Source organism: Zoogloea sp. (assembly GCF_041911615.1).
In the GTDB taxonomy this organism is placed as follows: Bacteria; Pseudomonadota; Gammaproteobacteria; order Burkholderiales; family Rhodocyclaceae; genus Zoogloea.
Genome location: NZ_JAYROR010000036.1, coordinates 1 through 17,003 on the forward strand (window position 1 = coordinate 1; position 17,003 = coordinate 17,003).

Consider the following 17,003-nt stretch of genomic DNA (forward strand, 5'->3'; position numbering starts at 1 on the left):
CTGCGGCGCCTGCCGCGGCGCCGGTGGCCGCGCCGGCCGCTGCCAGCCACGGTGGCGCCGCTGATGTCGAGTACGACATGGTGGTGCTGGGCGCCGGCCCCGGCGGCTACTCCGCCGCCTTCCGCGCCGCCGACCTCGGCCTCAAGACCGCCATCATCGAGCGCTACGCCACCCTCGGCGGCGTGTGCCTGAATGTGGGTTGCATCCCGTCCAAGGCCCTGCTGCACGTGGCCGCCGTCATCGAGGAGGCGGAACACGCCTCCGTCGCCGGCGTCAGCTTCGCCAAGCCAACCGTCGATGTGGACGCCCTGCGCGCCCACAAGGAGAAGGTGGTCGGCAAGCTCACCGGCGGCCTCGCCGGCATGGCCAAAGGCCGCAAGGTGGACGTGATCCGCGGCTACGGCCACTTCCTCGACCCGAACCACATCGAGGTCGAGGAAACCACCGGCACCAGCCAGGACAAGACCGGCGCCAAGAAGGTCGTGAAGTTCAAGCAGTGCATCATCGCCGCCGGCTCGGCGGCCGTGCATCTGCCCTTCATCCCCCGCGACCCGCGCATCGTCGATTCCACCGGCGCGCTGGAGCTCCGCTTCGTGCCCGGCAAGCTGCTGGTCATCGGCGGCGGCATCATCGGCCTGGAGATGGCCACCGTCTATTCCACCCTCGGCGCCCGCGTCGATGTGGTCGAGATGATGGACGGCCTGATGCAGGGCCCGGACCGCGACGCCGTGAAGGTGTGGGAGAAGCAGAACGCCAGCCGCTTCGACAAGATCATGCTGAAGACCAAGACGGTGGCCGTCGATGCGAAGGAAGACGGCCTGTACGTCACCTTCGAAGGAGTGGACGCAACGTCGGGCGCGCCGACCGAGCCGGTCAAGTACGACATGATCCTGCAGTCGGCGGGCCGCGCGCCCAACGGCAAGAAGATCGGCGCCGAAAAGGCCGGCGTGATCGTCACCGATCGCGGCTTCATCCCGGTCGATGCCCAGATGCGCACCAACGTGCCCAACATCTTCGCCATCGGCGACGTGGTCGGCCAGCCCATGCTCGCCCACAAGGCGGTGCATGAGGCCCACGTGGCGGCCGAAGTCGCAGCCGGCCACAAGGCCGCCTTCGACGCCACCGTGATCCCGGGCGTGGCCTACACCCATCCCGAGGTGGCATGGGTTGGCTACACCGAAGCCCAGGCCAAAGCCGAAGGCAAGAAGGTGGAAACCGCCAAGTTCCCGTGGGCCGCCAGCGGCCGCGCGATCGCCAACGGCGCCGACTACGGCTTCACCAAGCTGATCTTCGACGCCGAGACCCACCGGGTGATCGGTGGCACCATCGTCGGCCCCTCGGCCGGCGACATGATCGGCGAGGTGTGCCTGGCCATCGAGATGGGCGCGGATGCCGTGGATATCGGCAAGACCATCCACCCGCACCCGACCCTCGGCGAGACCGTCGGCATGGCGGCGGAAGTGGCCCACGGCAGCTGCACCGACGTGCCCCCGGCACGCAAGAAGTAAAACCGTAAAGATCCCTGTTGCAACGATGCTTGGCGGCCTTCGGGCCGCCATTTTTTTGCCTCGCATCCGGGCAGTGCAGAGGCCGCCGCAGCCCCCCGCCGGACGGTGAGAGCCCCAGGGTCGCGCCCTACGTCGGCAAGGACTTGAGGGGCAGATAGATATCCGTCACCAGCGCCGCTTCCGGCGTATCCGGCAACAGGTTCAGGTAGTGAAAGAACAGCGGAAAATCCCGCAGCTCCTCCCCGCTCCCGGGCAGCCAGTCCCGATACAAGGCATAAATGCTCTCCCCGATACGCTGGTGCGAACCCAGGTGACGCACCCGCGCGCAGCGCCCGCCCGGCAGCGTCTTGGTCACCACGCCCTGGCCATTGGCCGGCACCTCGCCCGCCACCTCACCGCAGATGTCGAAGCGGAACAGGGCCGGTTCGGTCGTATCGGGGTTGTCGTAGGCGATGCCGAAGGTCCGCGCCACGTCCTTGGGCGAGAGCCCGGTGCGCTTACGCCACTCGATGAAATGCGCCACCGACTCGTTGATCTTCTCGACGGGGCCACGATGCGCCCGCACCGCGATCAGGGTTGTATCAAATTCGACGATCTCGACCTGCACGCTCAGCTTCCTTTCCGGTAGTCGGAAACGGTAGCGCGTATGCCAGTCCTCCCAGTCCGGACGCCGCCGGAAATCCGACGGCGAACAGCCAAAGGTATTGCGGAAGGCCCGCGAAAACGATTCCGGATTTTCAAAACCGGCCTCCAGCGCAATGTCGATCACCCGCCGGCCGCGATTGAAGACGAGCTGAAGGCTCGCCTGCCGCAACCGCAACAACAGGATGTAACGCGCCACGCCGACGCCGATGTAATCGGCAAACTGCCGATGGAAATGGAACCGGGAGAAGTGGGCCACCTGGCTCAGCCGCTCCACGCTGAGCGTCTCGCCGAGGTTCGCCTCGATATGTTGTAGCACCTTGTCGAATCGCGCTGCATAAGCCTGCGCCCGGGTATCGTCCATCACGTCTCCTCAGTTCCGGGGACGAATCATGGCCGATCCGGCCGGCCAGGTCTTGACCGGGATTGCTCGATCGTCGTGCCACCGGCCGTAGCCGCTCAGGGCCGGTGGCACGGACGCGGGCGGGTGGCTTACTTGGTGGTATAGCCGCCGTTGATCAGGAGGGTCTGCCCGGTGATCCACCACCCGTCGCTCACCAGATGGCGGATCAGGGGCACCACGTCCTCGATATCGGTCAGGCCGGTCTTGCTCGAAGATGAAAGCGCCGCGGCGCGCGCCCCGCGCTTCGAACAGATCGGCGAACAAGGCGCGGGCCGCCTCGATCGCCAGCCCGACGCCGCCAAACCGCGCGTTGAAGTGCCATCCCACCGACAAGGTATCCGGCTCCCCGTCAGGGACCGCGAACAGATCGCCGACGAGCCGACCGGTCGCCTTCAGGCAGACCGCCACATGCTCGTCGTCGCGGCTACGCTTCTCGGCCTCCCGACGTGCCGCATCCCTATCCTCGAGCCTGAGGGACAGAAAGCACGCGGCACCCGGCGCAAGGAGATCATCGAAGAGATCGGTGGCATCGTCCAAGGCAAATTGCCTTAGGAACGAATCGCTTGGTCTCTATGGCCTGCATCAGGTCTTCGTGCGTGTTCTGTGCGTCGGCGGTGCAACGCATCGTTAAAGAAAAGGCGAAAGCGCCGATGCCGAACCGCGTGCGCACGGGTAGCGCGGTTCGACCACTCCGCTCCGCTTTCATTCCCGACGATGGTGATGCCGTCGTCCCGAAGCGGGGCGGCGGCTTTGGTTCGCTCAACCCGCCGGCGTTTCCTTCTTGCTCTTGCTCCGGCGGCTGAATTCGGATTTCTTCTTCAGGCCGAGGGCGGCGACCTGGTCGGAGCTGGGGCCGTAGAGGGCCTTGGCTTCGTTCTTTGCGCCGAGGATCACGTCGTGGATGTCGCGACGCGCGGCGGCGAGCGCGTCGGCGCCCGCGGCGGCGGCAACCTGGGTGGCAACGGCGTTCTGTTCGGCCTCACGCAGGCGCTTGTAGGCCGCGTCGGCCGCCTCGCGGCTGTTGGCGGGGTTGTTGGCTTTGTAGTCGGTCAGCGTGCACAGGGCGTGATAGGACTCGATGTCCTTCAGGATCTGCTTGGGGCTGACGCGGGTGTTTTCGCTGACGTTGCTCATGATTCCTCCACGGTGGATATGACGTTTGTGATGAACTGCATGAAGCAGAACCTTACCGGCAGCGGCCGCGCAGGTCAACCGATACGCATAATCCCTTCAGCATTCGCATGTTCTGCGCGACGCCTTCGATCGCGGGGCTGCGCAGTCGCCGCGCGCGCCATGCAACACGATGTCGATGCCTGCGTAGTCACTACGCAAGGACGAGATGTCACATCCGGTGGTCGCGTAGTGATTACGCAGGCATCGGATGTGACTACACCGGCACCGGATGTCACTACGCAGGCACCGGATGTCGCTACGCAGGGGTGAGATGTGCTTACGCCGGCGCCGGATGTCAGTGTCGGGGCGTGCGTAGCGACTACGCAGGCATCGACATGGACATCTCACACGTCGGAAGTGCGTGTGCGCGGGCCGCGACGGCGGGCGCACCCCGATGAGGGCGCTGGGTTACCTGATCCGCTCGAGCACCGCCCCGCCGGGGCGATTGACGAGCACGTGGAGGTCCGAATAACCCGACCACAGCGTCTCGCCGTGCCGCGCGAAGGCGCAGCGCCCGGTGGAGCACGGCACCGTCAGCACGCCGTCGGCGATGGACGCCGTACCGAAGGTGGCCGGCACGTCCATGCTGTCGCTCCAGCGAAAGGCATAGCGCACGCCGCACGCCGCATCCACCGCCACCACCCACAGGCGCACCGCCCTGCCGTTCCACACGCCGCCCCAGCCGCCCCAGAAGAACGCGCACGCCGGCGGCACGTCCTGGCCGGGCGGGATCAAGGTCTGCGCGGCATGGGCCCGCTTCTCGGCCTCCAGTTCGGCGTTCGCCTCGGCGGCGGACATCCGTTCGATCCGCACCGCGCGCGTCGCGCCGGTCGGGGCGACGAGCGTGCCTTCGAACACGTCCCGGGCCCGGCGCGTGGCACGGATGCGCGCCCCCGCGGGGGTGACGAAATCGAGGCTCAGCCCGTCGTCCGCCGCCCACGCCGACACCGCGACGGGCAGTTGGCCGGCGTAGGTCCAGCCGTAGGCCGCCGTCACGTTCAACTGTCCGTCGGGGTTCGTCGTGGCCGCCGAGATGGCGAGGCGATGCGTCCGCGCGTCGCCGCCAACGCGCACCCGCCACGCCGCCACCAGCTCACCATCCGGCGGGGGCGAGGGTGGCTCGGCCGCCATCGCGCCCCCCACCCAGCCCAGCCCCAGCGCCAGGGCCCAGCGGGCCCGCCCGTTGCGTCGCGGATTCATCTCGCCTCCCTTCTCGTCATCGCGCCAGCGGGCCGGCGCGCGCGCCCGGCTCAGCGCCCCACGCGCGCGTAGCAGCCCTCGCGAAAGGCCTTCGAACGGGACTGCCGGTCGCAGTCGTCGCGGCTGGCGGCACCGTTTTCCAGCGCCCACACCTCGCCCTCCGTGCGCGGGTTCGCGCGCGCCTCCTGCGACGCGGGCGATGGCCCCTCCCAGCCCGACCAGTGCGCCAGCACGGCGGCCGCGAGCGCCAGCATCAGCCCCAGCCGCACCCCGGCATGACGCCACGCGCACACCCACAGCGCCGCCAGCGCCACCGCGCTCAGGCCGCCCGCCAGCGGCACCAGGGCGAACAGGGCCAGCAAGGCCGCCAGCGCCTCGTAGGCCGCCGAATCGGCGTGGGGCCCGGCCACCGCGGCAAACAGCCGATACACCGCCCAGTCCGCCGCCCCCGCGAGCGCCCCGAAGATCAGCAGATCGGTCAGCCCGAAGTCGCGCCCGCGCAGACGCAGGTAGGCCAGCACCGCCGACCCGACGGACAGCACGACGATCGCCAGTTCGAGGACGGTATGCAGTGCGTCGTTCATCCCGCGACTTTACGGGATCGGCGCGGCGCCGGGGCAGGCCGACGGTGGCGCGCCCGCCAGCAGGGCCTGGGCCCCGGTGACGACCTCGACCAGCAGATCGGCCACCACCCGCACCCGCGGCGAGCGTTTGACGTCCGGATGCATGACCAGCCAGATCTGGCGGCGGATCGGGCAGACCGGCTCGGCCAGCGGCACCAGGGTGGCGTCGGCGGCGGCACCGGCATCGGGCGCGCCGTCAGCGAGCGGCTGGCCGAGGCGGGATGCGCCGTCGCGGTGATCTTCGCGCACAGCGCCGACGACGCCCACGCCACCGTCGACCGCATCCGCAAGCGCGGGGGCGACGCCCTGGCCCTTCGCGCCGACGTGTCCGACAACGCCCAGGTCGAGGCGATGACCGCGGCCGTCGTCCAGCACTGGGGACGTCTCGACTATCTCGTGAACAACGCGGCCATCACCCGGCAACTGCCCTTCGACGCGCTCGATTGCGTCACCGACGCGATCTGGGACGCGCTGTTCGCCGTCAATCTGAAGGGCACCTTCAACTGCTGCCGGGCCGCCGCGCCCTATCTGCGCCGGCAGTCCGGCAGCGCCATCGTCAATGTGGGCAGCATTGCCGGCGAAACCGGCCACGGTTCGTCGCTGCCCTACGCCGTCTCGAAGGCCGCCGTGCACGGCCTGACCCGATCCCTCGCCCGGGCGCTGGCGCCCGAGATCCGCGTCAACGGCATCGCCCCGGGCGCCGTGGCGACGCGCTGGTGGTCGGGCTACGAGGACAAGATGCGCCAGTTGTCGGGCACGCTGCCGCTGCAGCGGATTTCCACGCCGGAGGATGTCGCCGCGGCGATCCATCTGCTCCTCGACGCGCCGTCGATCACCGGACAAATTCTCCGGGCCGACAACGGGCAAACGCTCTGACTGGACGATAATCCTCCTCCCGGGCGATTTACACCCGCCGCACTCCGAAGAGGCCATCATGAATCTGCGCAGCATCCTGGGCATCGACCACCCCATCCTCCAGGCCCCCCTGGCCGGCGTTCAGGGCAGCGCGATGGCGATTGCCGTCTCCAATGCCGGTGGGCTGGGCGCGCTGCCCTGCGCGATGCTCTCGCACGCGCAACTCGCCGCCGAACTCGAAGCGATCCGGCGCGGCACCGACCGCCCCTACAACCTCAACTTCTTCTGCCACACGCCGCCGGCTCCCGATCCCGCGGTCGCGCAAGACTGGCGCGCGCGGCTGCGCCCCTACTGCGTGGAACTCGGGCTCGACCCGGACGCCCCACCGAGCGGCGGCGGCCGCGCCCCCTTCGACCACGCCATCGCCGATCTCGTCGAGCCGTACCGGCCGCCGGTGGTCAGCTTCCACTTCGGCCTGCCGCAGCCCGACCTGCTCGAACGCGTCAAGGGCTGGGGCAGTTACGTGCTGTCGTCGGCAACGACCGTCGATGAAGCGCGCTGGCTGGTGGCGCACGGCGTCGATGCGGTCATCGCCCAGGGGCTCGAGGCCGGCGGCCACCGTGGCATGTTCCTGTCGGACGATCTCACGACGCAGGTCGGCACGATGGCCTTGTTGCCGCAGATCGTACGGGCGGTGGACGTTCCGGTGATCGCCACCGGCGGCATCGCCACGCCGGAAGGCGTGAGCGCGGCATTTCGCCTCGGCGCCTCGGCGGTACAGGCGGGCACGGCCTACCTGCTGGCCGACGAGGCGACAACCAGCCCGCTCCACCGGGACGCCATCCGCTCGCACGCCGCGCGGCACACCGCCCTCACCAACGTGTTCACCGGCCGCCCCGCCCGCGGCATCATGAACCGGCTGATGCGCGAGCTCGGCCCGATGAACGCGCAGGCGCCCGCCTTTCCGCTGGCCAGCGTCCATGTCGCCGCCCTGCGCAGCGCGGCGGAAGCCCGTGGCGACGCAGCGTTCTCGCCCCTGTGGTGCGGGCAGGACGCCTCTGCCTGCCAGGCCCGGCCCGCGGCCGAGATCACCGCCTGGCTCGCCAGCGGCGCCTGAAACACGCCCGGCCGGCACCGCGCCGGCCCGGCGAGATCACCGGCGGCATCGCGCGCCGCGGGCCGACAGCCCGCTTGACGCGCCGCACGATCCGCCCGCATGATTGCCTGATGCAATATCTGTCCGCCACCTACGCCCCGATTCACCGCCGTGCCCTGCGTGCATGGCGCGTCGTCGTGCGTCCGTGGCCCGGAATGGATTAACCCCTCCAGTTTTCCGATTTCACCGAAAGGCCGCGGTTCTGCAAAGACCGCGGCCTTTGTGTTTTTTCAGCCCTCGAAAGGAGCTCCCCATGTCGTACCCCCTCTGCGCATCCCTCGACGAAGTGCGCCACCGCATCGACGCCATCGACCGCCAGCTGGTCGCCCTCATCGCCGAGCGCGGCGCCTATGTGACCCAGGCGGCCACCTTCAAACGCAGCGATGCGGAAGTGGCCGCGCCGGATCGGGTCGCCCAGGTGCTCGCGCGGGTCGACGCGCTGGCCGCCGAGCACGGCGCCAGCCGGCCGGTGGTCGAGGCCACCTGGCGCGCCATGATCGGCGCCTTCATCGAGAGGGAACGCGCCGCCCGCGCCGGCTTCCACCCGCCCTCGCCCCAACATCCCGATTGATCCTGCAGGAGTCACACCCATGTCCGTTCCGCTCGCCTACGCATCGATCATCCTGATCTGGTCCACCACCCCGCTGGCTGTCCGCTGGAGCACCGAAGGCACCGGCTTCGCCTTTGCCGTGCTCGCCCGCATGTTGATCGGGGTGACGGTGGCCGCCCTCTTCCTGCGCCTCGGGCGCTACCCGATTCCGCTGCACGCCCGTGCCCGCCGCGCCTACGTGGTGGGCGGCCTCGGGCTGTTCGGCACCATGGCGCTCACCTACTGGGGCGCCCGCCATGTGGGCTCCGGGCTGATCTCGGTGCTGTTCGGGCTGTCGCCCATCGTCGCCGGCGTGCTCGCCACCCGCTGGCTGGGCGAGCGCAACCTCACCCCCATCAAGATCGGCGGCATGCTGCTGAGCGCCGCCGGGCTGGCGCTGATCTTCCTGCACGATGGCGGCAACGCGCGGGGGAATGAAGCCGCCGGCGTAGTCGCGCTGCTCGGCGCGGTGCTCGCATCGTCCGCCAGCCTGGTGGCAATGAAGCGGATCGGCGACGACAGCCCGCCGCTCGCCACCACCATCGGCTCGATCGTCGTGGCGCTGCCGCTGTTCGCGCTGCTGTGGCTCGCCACCGACGGCACGGTTCCCCGCGACCTGCCCCTACGCGCCGGCGGCGCCATCGCCTATCTGGGCGTGTTCGGCTCGGCGGTGGGCTTCGCGCTGTACTTCTACGTGGTGCGCCACCTGGAGGCGTCGAAGGTGGCGCTGATCACCCTCATCACGCCGGTGCTGGCACTGATGCTCGGCCACTGGCTCAATGGCGAAGCCATCGGCCCACGGGTCGCCGCCGGCACGGGGCTGATCCTCGCCGGGCTGGCGATGCACCAGCACACCGCGTGGCGGGTGGTGCAGCGGCTGAGGGTGCGGGCTTAGGCGGCGGGCGACCGAAGTCGCCCCTTCATGCTGCTTGTTGGCCTTCGGCACACCCGCTCAGTGCGTCAGGAAATCCAGCACCATCCGGTTGAACTTGTCCGCGTGCTCCCACTGCGCCCAGTGGCCACAGCGGTTGAAGATGTGCAGCTCGGCGTTGGGCATGCCCCAGATCAGGCGCAGGCCCACGTCCATCGGCACGAAGCGGTCGTCGCGGCCCCAGATGACCAGCGTCGGGGCGCTGATCTCGCCCAGGCGCGGGCCGTAGTCGGGGAACTGCCTGGGGTTGGCGGCCAGGCTCTTGACGAAGTTTTCCAGGTGATCCTTGCGCGCCATCATGTTGTCCAGGCGGGCCTGGTAGAGGGCGTCGGTGAGGCTGCTGGTGTCGAAGACAAACACCGCCATCATCTTCTTGAGGTTCTCGATGGTCGGGTCGCGGTACAGGCCCTGCAGCAGCTTGATGCCTTCGGTGGGCATCGGCACGAACTGGCTGGGGCCGCCGGTACCGCCGCCCATCAGCACGAGCTTGCCGACCCGGCCGGGGTTGAACAGCGCGAAGGCCACGGCGCTGTGGCCGCCCATGGAATTACCGATGATGTGCACCTTGTCGAGGCCCAGCGCATCCAGCAGGCCCTTGAGGCAGCGCGCGTTGAGCTCGGAGCGGGAGCCGGTGCACACGATCGGGTCGCTCTTGCTCCAGCCCGGGCAGTCCATCAGGATCACCCGGTAGCCGGCATTGACCAGCGGTTCGATGTTGCGGTTGAAGTTGGCCCAGCCGCTGGCGCCGGGGCCGGAGCCGTGCAGCATCACCACCGTCTCGGCGCCGCTGCCACAGTCGTTGTAGTGCAGTTGCAGGTCGAGGTCGCCCTCGGTGATGCGCACGAAGCGGCTGGTGGCGGCTTCGGAGAGGGGGCTGGCGTCGGGGGTTGTCATCCTGTTTCCTTTCTCGGCGGCATGGGGCCCGGCGGCGATGCCGCGGGCGACGCGCGTGGTTATTGTGAGATCCGCCGGCACTCGACCGGAGTCAGGCGAGCGCCGGCGCCGCGCGAAGAGCCGGGCGGCGACGGACCGTCGCGAGTACACCACGGCGCGCCGCCTGCGCGCATCCCGGCGAGGCGGGATGTCCACAGGATGCACAGCGCGCCGGTTCAGTCCTCGTCGGGCAACATGCCGAAGAAATTGCGCTCGATCACATCCACGTGTCCCACGCCCACCTCGCTGGCGATTTCCATGCACAGGGCGAAGGCCAGCAGCAGTTCGGCGCGGGAGGTGGCGCTGCGCAGGCGTTCGCGCACCGGCTGGTCGCCGAAGCGAAGGCTCTGCTCCATGGTGTTGAGCAGGTAGAGCCGGGCCAGGGCCAGCGAACGACGCTGCCCCGGCACGCTGCGGGGGTGGGCCGGCGGCGGGGTGGTGACGCGCGTCTCGGCGCGCGCTTCGTGGCGAACCGAGGCGCGGCTGGCCAGCTCGGCCCGATGGCCGGTAAAGCCGACGCGGAACACGAAGCCATCGTCGTGCAGCGATTCGAGCGCCTGGTGCACGTCGCCGAGCCCGGCCGCCGAGCGCACCAGATCGGCCACGCTGCGGCGGCCGTCGACGAGAATCAACACGGTGCGCAGGCGCGGCGGAACCCGTCTTGCGCGGGTTGCGATCTCCTCTACCCCGGCCGCGGTCTTGGCCAGAATCCAGTCGTTACCCATTGCGCGCTCCCGTGCTGCCGTTGCTTCGATTCGGGGCGCAAGGATACGGTATGAAAACTTCAGTTACGAGACACGCGGCGATGCCGGAAGCTCGCCGGCGCGTGGGCGAACACCACCGAGAACAGCAGGATCAGCCAGAACAGGCTCGGCCGCGCGGCGGCATCGACGACGAACCAGCCCAGCAGCGCGAACTTCACCAGCAGAGACAGCCCGGCGCACTCCTGCAGCCAGCACGGGTTGGACCACGCATCCAGCGCCGCCATGGCGATACCCGAAGCCACCATCAGCAGCACGAAGAGGACCGACGGCGCGGCGCCCGCCATCAGCAGGCTGGCGCCCACGCCGACCACGCCGGCCAGATGGGCGGCGCGCAGCCCGACGCCAAGCCAGCGCCGGCCCGGAAAATCCCGGTACGCGGAGGACGGGTGTTCGGCCATCGCCTACAGGTCCGCGCGGGCTTCCCAGGCGTAGCCGCGTCGGGTCAGCTCGGCGGTGATGCGTGCCATCGCGGCCTCGACACGGACGGTCGGCCCCTTCATGCCCAGCTCGATGTGACGCCGCAGCCCCTCCCCGCCCACGCTGGGCAGGCTGAACAGCGTGGCGTCCGGGAAGTCGGCGGTGATCGCCTCCATCAGGTCGATGAGCTTGCCTTCCATGGCCTCCCACACCACCACCGAACGCTCGACGTGATCCACTTGGTGGTGAAGATGGGCGAGGCGCTGGTCGAGCACCCATTCGAGCATCGGCCACGCCATCACCGGAAAGCCGGGCACGAAGTAATGATTGCGGATCGAAAAGCCGGGAATGCGGTTGTAGGGATTGGGCACGATGTCGGCGCCCTCGGGATAGACGCCCATCTGCAGGCGCTGGGGCGTGGTCTCGTCGCCGAAGCGCGCGCGGATCTCGGCCTCGGCCTCGGGATGCAGCGCCAGGGGCAGGCCCAGCGCCTCGGCGGCGGCCTGCCGGGTGTGGTCGTCCGGCGTGGCGCCGATGCCGCCGAAGCTGAACACGATGTCGCCGGTGGCGAAGCTCTCGGCGAGCGTCCGCACCAGCCGCGGCCGCTCGTCGCCCACGTAGCGCACCCAGGCGAGACGCAGACCACGGGCCTTGAGCAGTTCGAGCAGCCGGGCGAAGTGCTTGTCCTCGCGGCGCCCGGAGAGGATTTCGTCGCCGATGATGATGGCGCCGATGGCCGGCGCGGTTCCCGCAGTCATGTTCACTTCACCTCGATGATGTGCTCGCGGCCGCGCGCCACACGCAGGGCCGACAGCAGGTAATGCACGAACGCCAGGCCCGAGAGGGCCGGCGCAAACAGATTGAGCAGCGGCACGTGGGCCAGCGCCGCGCCGAGCAGGCCCACGCCGAACAGGCCGCCGGAGTGCTCGGCGGGAAGCTGCTTCATCTCGTGGGCGTCGGCGTGGGCCATCAGCGCGTCGTAGCGGAAGGCGCGCTGGTTGAGCCAGGCGGTCAGGATCAGCGAGATGAGCAGCCCGGCGCCGGGAATCAGCCACAGGGGCAGGCTCAGCACCAGCAGCAGCAGGAACTGGACGACCGAGGTGAGCGCGTTCCAGACGCTGCCGATCGGGCTGCCGCCGCAGCGCCGCTCGATGTCGGCGTAATCGGTGGCGGCCACCCGTTCGAGCATCAGCGGCAGGGCCACGGCGGCCACCAGGAAGGCGGCGGTCACGTAGATCACCGGCAGCGCCAGCAGCACCAGCCCGATCTTGAACATCAGCAGCGCCACCAGCAGCGCGCCGTCCGACGTGGCGAGCCAGTCGCCCACCAACGGCAGCGCGGTGATGAACCCGCTGCCCAGCGCCACCAGCGACCCCCAGCTAACCACCAGCAGGCCGGTCCACACGAGGCTGGCGGCCAGCGTCGGCCACATCAGGTGCCACAGCACGCCGGGACGACCGAGGCTGCGCAGGGCGGAGAGGTAGGAGAGCAGGATGGTCTTCATGCCGGGGAGGCTCCTTTCGACGGACGGCGGCGCGGCGCCGCGGGCAAGACCGCCATTTTCCCCGATCGTCGGGCGGCGGTCACGGGCTGGCGGTGGCGCCGCACGCGCGCAGCCCGCCGGCCACCGCGTCGGCGGTGAGCGCGCGCCGCGTCGGCGTGGCCAATTCGGCCGCCTCGCGGGGGTGGACGATCACGCCCGCCTCCAGCAGCACCGCCGGCACGGTGGCGGTGCGCAGCACCACCAGGTTGTCGTAGTAATACACGCCGTTGGTCTCGTCGGCCCACGGCCGACCGATGCCGGCGGCCTCGGCGTGGTGGGGCGTGGGGTGCAGGCCGGCCTGGCGCAGGGCGGCGCCGATGGCGCTGGCGCAGTCCAGGCTCTCGGCGAGGCGCGGGTTCTTGCGCGACACGAACAGCGAAAAGCCCGAGGCGTACTCCGAGTACATCTGCTGCCGGCCTTCCCACACCCAGGGCTGCTGGAATTCGGCCTTCACCGAATCGTGATGCACCGACAGCAGGAACCCGGCCCCCGCCGCCTCGGCCTGGGGCGCGCGGGCGTAGAGGTCTTCCATCTCGCCGCGGTAGCCGATCAGGCGCACCGGCACGCCATCGGCTTCGAGCCGGGTGGCGATCACCGCGGCAAGCGACTGGTTGTACTCGAACTCGGGCACGCCGTAGGCGCTGGTGGCACCCGGCTTGGCGAGAAAGTGGCCGACGTCCACGGCCACCGGCACCGCCGCGGTCGCCATGCCGGCGGCCAGCAGCGCGACCGCGCCGACGAGGGCGGCAATCCGCCGGACGGGCCGGCGAGCGCTTGGGTTCATGCGTGTCTCCAATCAGGGTTGGCGGCTCAGTCGGCCGCGGATTCGACCTGGCGCAGCCGGAAACCGCGCGCCGCCAGCAACTCGAGCAGGCCACCCGCGCCACCGAAATGGCCGGCGCCCACCGCGACGAAGGGCCGCTTGCCCGCCTCGAGGCGGGCGACGATCGCGTCGGCCATTTCGACGTTGCGCCGATCGAGCAGTTCGGCCATCAGGGGCGCCATCTCGGGGCTGCCGATCTCCTCGCGCATCAGGTAGTCCATGCGCGCCACGTCGCCGTGCCGCCAGGCCTCCAGCATCGCGCCGAAGTAAGCCTCGGCGCCACCCGACTCGATCAGCGCGACCGTCTCGGCCAGGCTCGCGACCTGCGCCGCCGGGCCACCGGCCTGCATCGCCGCCACCTGCCGCTCCACGCGCTCCAGCGCCCACGGCGCCTGCCCTCGCGCCCGGATGGCCCGCGCCAGCCACAGGTCGACGCCCTGATCGACACTGAAGCCCGCGATCTGCGCCGCCCGCAGGCTGAGCACGGCGTTGGCCATCCACGGCTGCAGGCGCTGCAGCATCGCGTCGGGCACGCCACTGCGCGCGGCCACCGCGGCCAGACGCGGCCGCAACGCGGCGGGCAGCAGGGCATCGAGACGCGCGCCTTCGGGCAGCGCCGCGGCCTCGCCGAGCCGCGGGCCGAGTTCGGGGTCGTCCGGATCGAGTTCCAGGGCCAGGCTGTCGGCACCCTCCAGCGCCCCGCGCACCTCGGCCGGCAGCGGGAAGCAGGCCGCGTCGCAGACGTGGATCGTGCCGTACAGCCACGCCCGCAAGGCCCCGTCGGCGTCGCGCAGCTCCCACAGGTAAAGCGGCCCGCGGGCCATCGCCAGGCCGCAGCACAGCAGCAACGCGCACAGCGCCACCGCCTGCCGGCCTCTTCTCCACAGCAAAGCGCTCAAGCTCATTTCTCCACCCGCTACAATGCGCGGCTCATCAAGGTACGCATCATGCCCGAAACCGCTCCGCTTCCTCCCGCCATCCTGCTGCTCGGGCCCACCGCCAGCGGCAAGACTGCCAGCGCGCTGACCCTGGCCCGCCGGCTGCCGGTGGAGATCATCAGCGTCGACTCGGCCCTCGTCTATCGCGACATGGACATCGGCACCGCGAAGCCCAGCGCCGACGAGCGGGCCGCGTGCCCACACCACCTGATCGACGTCGTGAGCCCGGAGGACGCGTATTCGGCCGCCCGCTTCTGCGAGGACGCCCGCCGCCTGATGGGCGAGATCACCGCCCGCGGGCGCATTCCGCTGCTGGTGGGCGGCACCATGCTGTATTACAAGGCGCTGCGCGAGGGCCTGTCCGAACTCCCCGAGGCCGACCCGGACCTGCGCCGCGACATCGAAGACGCCGCCGACGCGCGCGGCTGGCCGGCGCTGCACGCCGAACTCGCCGGGCTCGACCCGGACGCCGCCGCGCGCCTCGAACCCAACGACGCCCAGCGCATCCAGCGCGCCCTGGAGATCGTCCGCCTCACCGGCCGTCCGCTGGCCGACAGCTACGCCCGCCGCGAAGCCCTCGCCCCAACCCACCGTTTCATCCCCGTCGCCCTCGCCCCCAGCGACCGCGCCGTGCTCCACGCCCGCATCGCGCTGCGCTTCGACGCGATGCTGCTGGCCGGCTTCGTGGACGAAGTGATCGACCTGCGCCGCCGCTACCGGCTCGACCCCAAGCTGCCGTCGATGCGCTGCGTGGGCTACCGCCAGGCGCTGGAATACCTCGACGGCCAGTGCGACCTCGCCACCTTCCGCGACAAGGGCATCTTTGCCACCCGCCAGCTCGCCAAGCGCCAACTCACCTGGCAGCGCAACTTCCGCGAGCACTGGGGGGATCTGGTCGAGGTGGACTGCCTCGCCGCCGACGCGGAACACGCGGTTTGGGCCGCGGTCTCACGGGGCCTCGACTGACCGCCGGCCACGCCCGGCCAACCCCGCACCGGAGACCCGGGCCATGAGCCAACACACCGCCGACGTCGTCTGGCAACGCAACGGCCAATCCTTCCTAGACCAGCGCTACAGCCGCGCCCACCGCTGGCACTTCGACGGCGGCGCCGAAGTCGCGGCGTCGGCCTCGCCCCACGTGGTGCCGCTGCCCTATTCCGACGCCGGCGCCATCGACCCGGAAGAAGCCTTCGTGGCCTCGCTGGCGAGCTGCCACATGCTGTGGTTTCTGTCCCTCGCCGCCGAACGCGGCTTCTGCGTGGACCGCTACACCGACCACGCCATCGGCGAGATGGGTCGCGACGCGACCGGCAGGCTCGCCGTCACGGTGGTCACGCTGCGCCCCGAAGCGGTTTTTGCCGGCGAACGCCTGCCCAGCCGCGACGACATCGAGGCGCTCCACCACGCAGCCCACGACGCCTGCTTCATCGCCAACTCGGTGCGCAGCGAGGTCCGCTGCGAACCCCGCTTCTGAGCCCTCGCGCCGGGCGCCCGCCCCGGGTCAGGCCGACACCGACAGGCCCTGCCCCGTGGTCGCCGTGGTGGAATCGCTGCCGTAGCTGTGCATTAGCGCCATCAGGCGATGCAGCAGGCGCGCCTCGGCCCGGCTGGATTCGGACGACGCGCCAGCGCTGACCTCCGTGACGCTCGCGGAGCCGCTGCCGGTAGCGCTCGCAGCCCGGGTCGACTGATCGTAGGCCATCGCCTCCGCGCGTGTCACCTTGCCGTCGCCGTCGCTGTCCGCCTTGTCGAAATTGCTGACGATGCGGGAGAGCAACGACGCACGCGCGCTGTCGGTCGAGCCCATTTCCTGCAGCTGACGCTTGAGCTGGTCCTGGGTCAAACCCGCATCGTCCCCGTCCGCCTCGCCCGGCCGCCCCACACCGCCTCCATGGCCGCCGACGCGGCTGCCGAAGGCCTGGTTGTCGAGCGCCTCGGCCAGCTTCTGCAGACCGCTCGAAAACTCGCTCTCGGTCACCTTGCCGTTGCTGTCCCCATCCAGTGCCGCAAACAGCGCACTGCTGTCGCTGCTCGCGTCGGTGCCCGACGTCGCATTGCCGAAGGCCTGACTGAATGCCGACTGGAGATCGCTCTGCTCGATGAAGCCCTGCCCCCTGGCGTCCAGTCGGGCGAACAGCCTGCTCACCATCTGGGCGGGATCGGGACGCGACATCGCCACCGCCGATGTGCCGCTACTGCTGATGCTGCTGACCATGATTGTTCCTTTCCGTTGAGTGCCGGAATGCGTCGGACGGCATTCGCCAGCCCCCTACGCATAGCAAGATGACGGCCCGAATCGGGTTTGCCTTCCGACAGATCGGGTTAAGGCGAGTAAAAACACGTTAAGCCAACGGCGTAGGCCAGGCACGGGGTGAGCGCCGATGCCCCCTTTCGGCCCATCCCGGAAAAAGCTGCCGCCAGGCATTCCCTGTCGCTTGCCGCAATGGCAAGACAATTCCGCGCCATTCCGCGGCACCGTGGGCGACACGCCGCCACGGCGGCAAA

At 69.9% G+C, this 17,003-nt stretch carries 20 protein-coding genes and 1 pseudogene; 7 read left to right on the forward strand and 14 right to left on the reverse strand.

Features of this window, described 5'->3' with window-relative positions:
* The coding region (lpdA, locus tag ACE3P2_RS03875; protein ID WP_374261256.1) for a dihydrolipoyl dehydrogenase at nucleotides 1–1,508 on the forward strand (1,508 nt) is incomplete at its 5' end.
* Between the two features lie 127 nt (nucleotides 1,509–1,635).
* Here the strand turns inward: lpdA and ACE3P2_RS03880 are convergent.
* From ACE3P2_RS03880 to ACE3P2_RS03905, 6 genes and pseudogenes are all read right to left on the reverse strand, one after another.
* Nucleotides 1,636–2,514, reverse strand: coding sequence for a GyrI-like domain-containing protein (locus ACE3P2_RS03880; protein WP_374261259.1), 879 nt, complete (start codon nucleotides 2,512–2,514; stop codon nucleotides 1,636–1,638).
* A gap of 324 nt (nucleotides 2,515–2,838) precedes the next feature.
* Nucleotides 2,839–3,090: pseudogene (locus ACE3P2_RS03885) on the reverse strand (GNAT family N-acetyltransferase); the annotation flags it as partial.
* Nucleotides 3,091–3,312: 222 nt separating this feature from the next.
* A complete protein-coding gene (locus tag ACE3P2_RS03890) occupies nucleotides 3,313–3,687 on the reverse strand; it encodes a hypothetical protein (protein ID WP_374261262.1) in 375 nt (124 codons plus the stop codon).
* Between the two features lie 447 nt (nucleotides 3,688–4,134).
* A complete protein-coding gene (locus ACE3P2_RS03895; RefSeq protein ID WP_374261265.1) occupies nucleotides 4,135–4,926 on the reverse strand; it encodes a hypothetical protein in 792 nt (263 codons plus the stop codon).
* Nucleotides 4,927–4,976: 50 nt separating this feature from the next.
* Nucleotides 4,977–5,510 (reverse strand): hypothetical protein, encoded by a 534-nt coding sequence (locus ACE3P2_RS03900; protein WP_374261267.1) that lies wholly within the window; start codon nucleotides 5,508–5,510, stop codon nucleotides 4,977–4,979.
* A 9-nt stretch (nucleotides 5,511–5,519) separates the two neighbouring features.
* On the reverse strand, nucleotides 5,520–5,798 hold the full coding sequence (locus ACE3P2_RS03905) for a hypothetical protein (RefSeq protein ID WP_374261355.1): 279 nt from the start codon (nucleotides 5,796–5,798) through the stop codon (nucleotides 5,520–5,522).
* Between ACE3P2_RS03905 and ACE3P2_RS03910 the strand changes: the two genes are divergently transcribed.
* The 4 genes from ACE3P2_RS03910 (at nucleotide 5,757) to ACE3P2_RS03925 (ending at nucleotide 9,044) form a co-directional block, all read left to right on the forward strand.
* Nucleotides 5,757–6,425, forward strand: a complete 669-nt coding sequence (locus ACE3P2_RS03910; protein WP_374261351.1) for an SDR family NAD(P)-dependent oxidoreductase — start codon at nucleotides 5,757–5,759, stop codon at nucleotides 6,423–6,425. The two genes, ACE3P2_RS03905 and ACE3P2_RS03910, sit on opposite strands and share 42 nt — an antisense overlap.
* Nucleotides 6,426–6,483: 58 nt before the next feature.
* Nucleotides 6,484–7,521: an NAD(P)H-dependent flavin oxidoreductase gene (locus ACE3P2_RS03915; protein ID WP_374261271.1), complete on the forward strand. Its 1,038-nt coding sequence runs from the start codon at nucleotides 6,484–6,486 to the stop codon at nucleotides 7,519–7,521.
* A gap of 292 nt (nucleotides 7,522–7,813) precedes the next feature.
* Nucleotides 7,814–8,131 carry a chorismate mutase gene (locus tag ACE3P2_RS03920; RefSeq protein ID WP_374261273.1) on the forward strand — a complete coding sequence of 106 codons (318 nt, stop codon included), beginning with the start codon at nucleotides 7,814–7,816 and terminating at the stop codon, nucleotides 8,129–8,131.
* Between the two features lie 19 nt (nucleotides 8,132–8,150).
* Nucleotides 8,151–9,044 carry a DMT family transporter gene (locus ACE3P2_RS03925; RefSeq protein WP_374261276.1) on the forward strand — a complete coding sequence of 298 codons (894 nt, stop codon included), beginning with the start codon at nucleotides 8,151–8,153 and terminating at the stop codon, nucleotides 9,042–9,044.
* A 57-nt stretch (nucleotides 9,045–9,101) separates the two neighbouring features.
* On the opposite strand, the gene ACE3P2_RS03930 is transcribed toward ACE3P2_RS03925, so the two are convergent.
* The 7 genes from ACE3P2_RS03930 to ACE3P2_RS03960 all read right to left on the reverse strand — a co-directional run bounded on the left by ACE3P2_RS03930 (nucleotide 9,102) and on the right by ACE3P2_RS03960 (nucleotide 14,459).
* Nucleotides 9,102–9,974, reverse strand: coding sequence for an alpha/beta fold hydrolase (locus ACE3P2_RS03930; protein WP_374261279.1), 873 nt, complete (start codon nucleotides 9,972–9,974; stop codon nucleotides 9,102–9,104).
* A gap of 215 nt (nucleotides 9,975–10,189) precedes the next feature.
* Complete coding sequence (locus tag ACE3P2_RS03935; protein WP_374261282.1) at nucleotides 10,190–10,738, reverse strand: hypothetical protein; 549 nt, start codon at nucleotides 10,736–10,738, stop codon at nucleotides 10,190–10,192.
* Between the two features lie 59 nt (nucleotides 10,739–10,797).
* Nucleotides 10,798–11,175: a hypothetical protein gene (locus ACE3P2_RS03940; protein ID WP_374261285.1), complete on the reverse strand. Its 378-nt coding sequence runs from the start codon at nucleotides 11,173–11,175 to the stop codon at nucleotides 10,798–10,800.
* Between the two features lie 3 nt (nucleotides 11,176–11,178).
* Entirely contained in the window at nucleotides 11,179–11,952 is a 774-nt protein-coding gene (locus ACE3P2_RS03945; protein ID WP_374261288.1) for a competence/damage-inducible protein A, read from the reverse strand.
* A 2-nt stretch (nucleotides 11,953–11,954) separates the two neighbouring features.
* Nucleotides 11,955–12,698 carry an EI24 domain-containing protein gene (locus ACE3P2_RS03950; protein ID WP_374261290.1) on the reverse strand — a complete coding sequence of 248 codons (744 nt, stop codon included), beginning with the start codon at nucleotides 12,696–12,698 and terminating at the stop codon, nucleotides 11,955–11,957.
* A gap of 79 nt (nucleotides 12,699–12,777) precedes the next feature.
* Nucleotides 12,778–13,521, reverse strand: a complete 744-nt coding sequence (locus ACE3P2_RS03955) for an N-acetylmuramoyl-L-alanine amidase (protein ID WP_374261293.1) — start codon at nucleotides 13,519–13,521, stop codon at nucleotides 12,778–12,780.
* Nucleotides 13,522–13,547: 26 nt separating this feature from the next.
* On the reverse strand, nucleotides 13,548–14,459 hold the full coding sequence (locus tag ACE3P2_RS03960; protein ID WP_374261296.1) for a TraB/GumN family protein: 912 nt from the start codon (nucleotides 14,457–14,459) through the stop codon (nucleotides 13,548–13,550).
* A gap of 48 nt (nucleotides 14,460–14,507) precedes the next feature.
* On the opposite strand from ACE3P2_RS03960, the gene miaA reads away from it, so the two are divergent.
* The gene (gene miaA, locus ACE3P2_RS03965) at nucleotides 14,508–15,464 is read left to right on the forward strand and encodes a tRNA (adenosine(37)-N6)-dimethylallyltransferase MiaA (protein WP_374261299.1); all 957 of its coding nucleotides are present in this window, start codon (nucleotides 14,508–14,510) and stop codon (nucleotides 15,462–15,464) included.
* Between the two features lie 43 nt (nucleotides 15,465–15,507).
* Nucleotides 15,508–15,972, forward strand: coding sequence for an OsmC family protein (locus ACE3P2_RS03970; protein ID WP_374261302.1), 465 nt, complete (start codon nucleotides 15,508–15,510; stop codon nucleotides 15,970–15,972).
* A 27-nt stretch (nucleotides 15,973–15,999) separates the two neighbouring features.
* Here ACE3P2_RS03970 and ACE3P2_RS03975 read toward each other — a convergent pair whose 3' ends face one another.
* Nucleotides 16,000–16,713, reverse strand: coding sequence for an EF-hand domain-containing protein (locus ACE3P2_RS03975; protein WP_374261305.1), 714 nt, complete (start codon nucleotides 16,711–16,713; stop codon nucleotides 16,000–16,002).
* Between the last annotated feature and the right edge of the window lie 290 nt (nucleotides 16,714–17,003).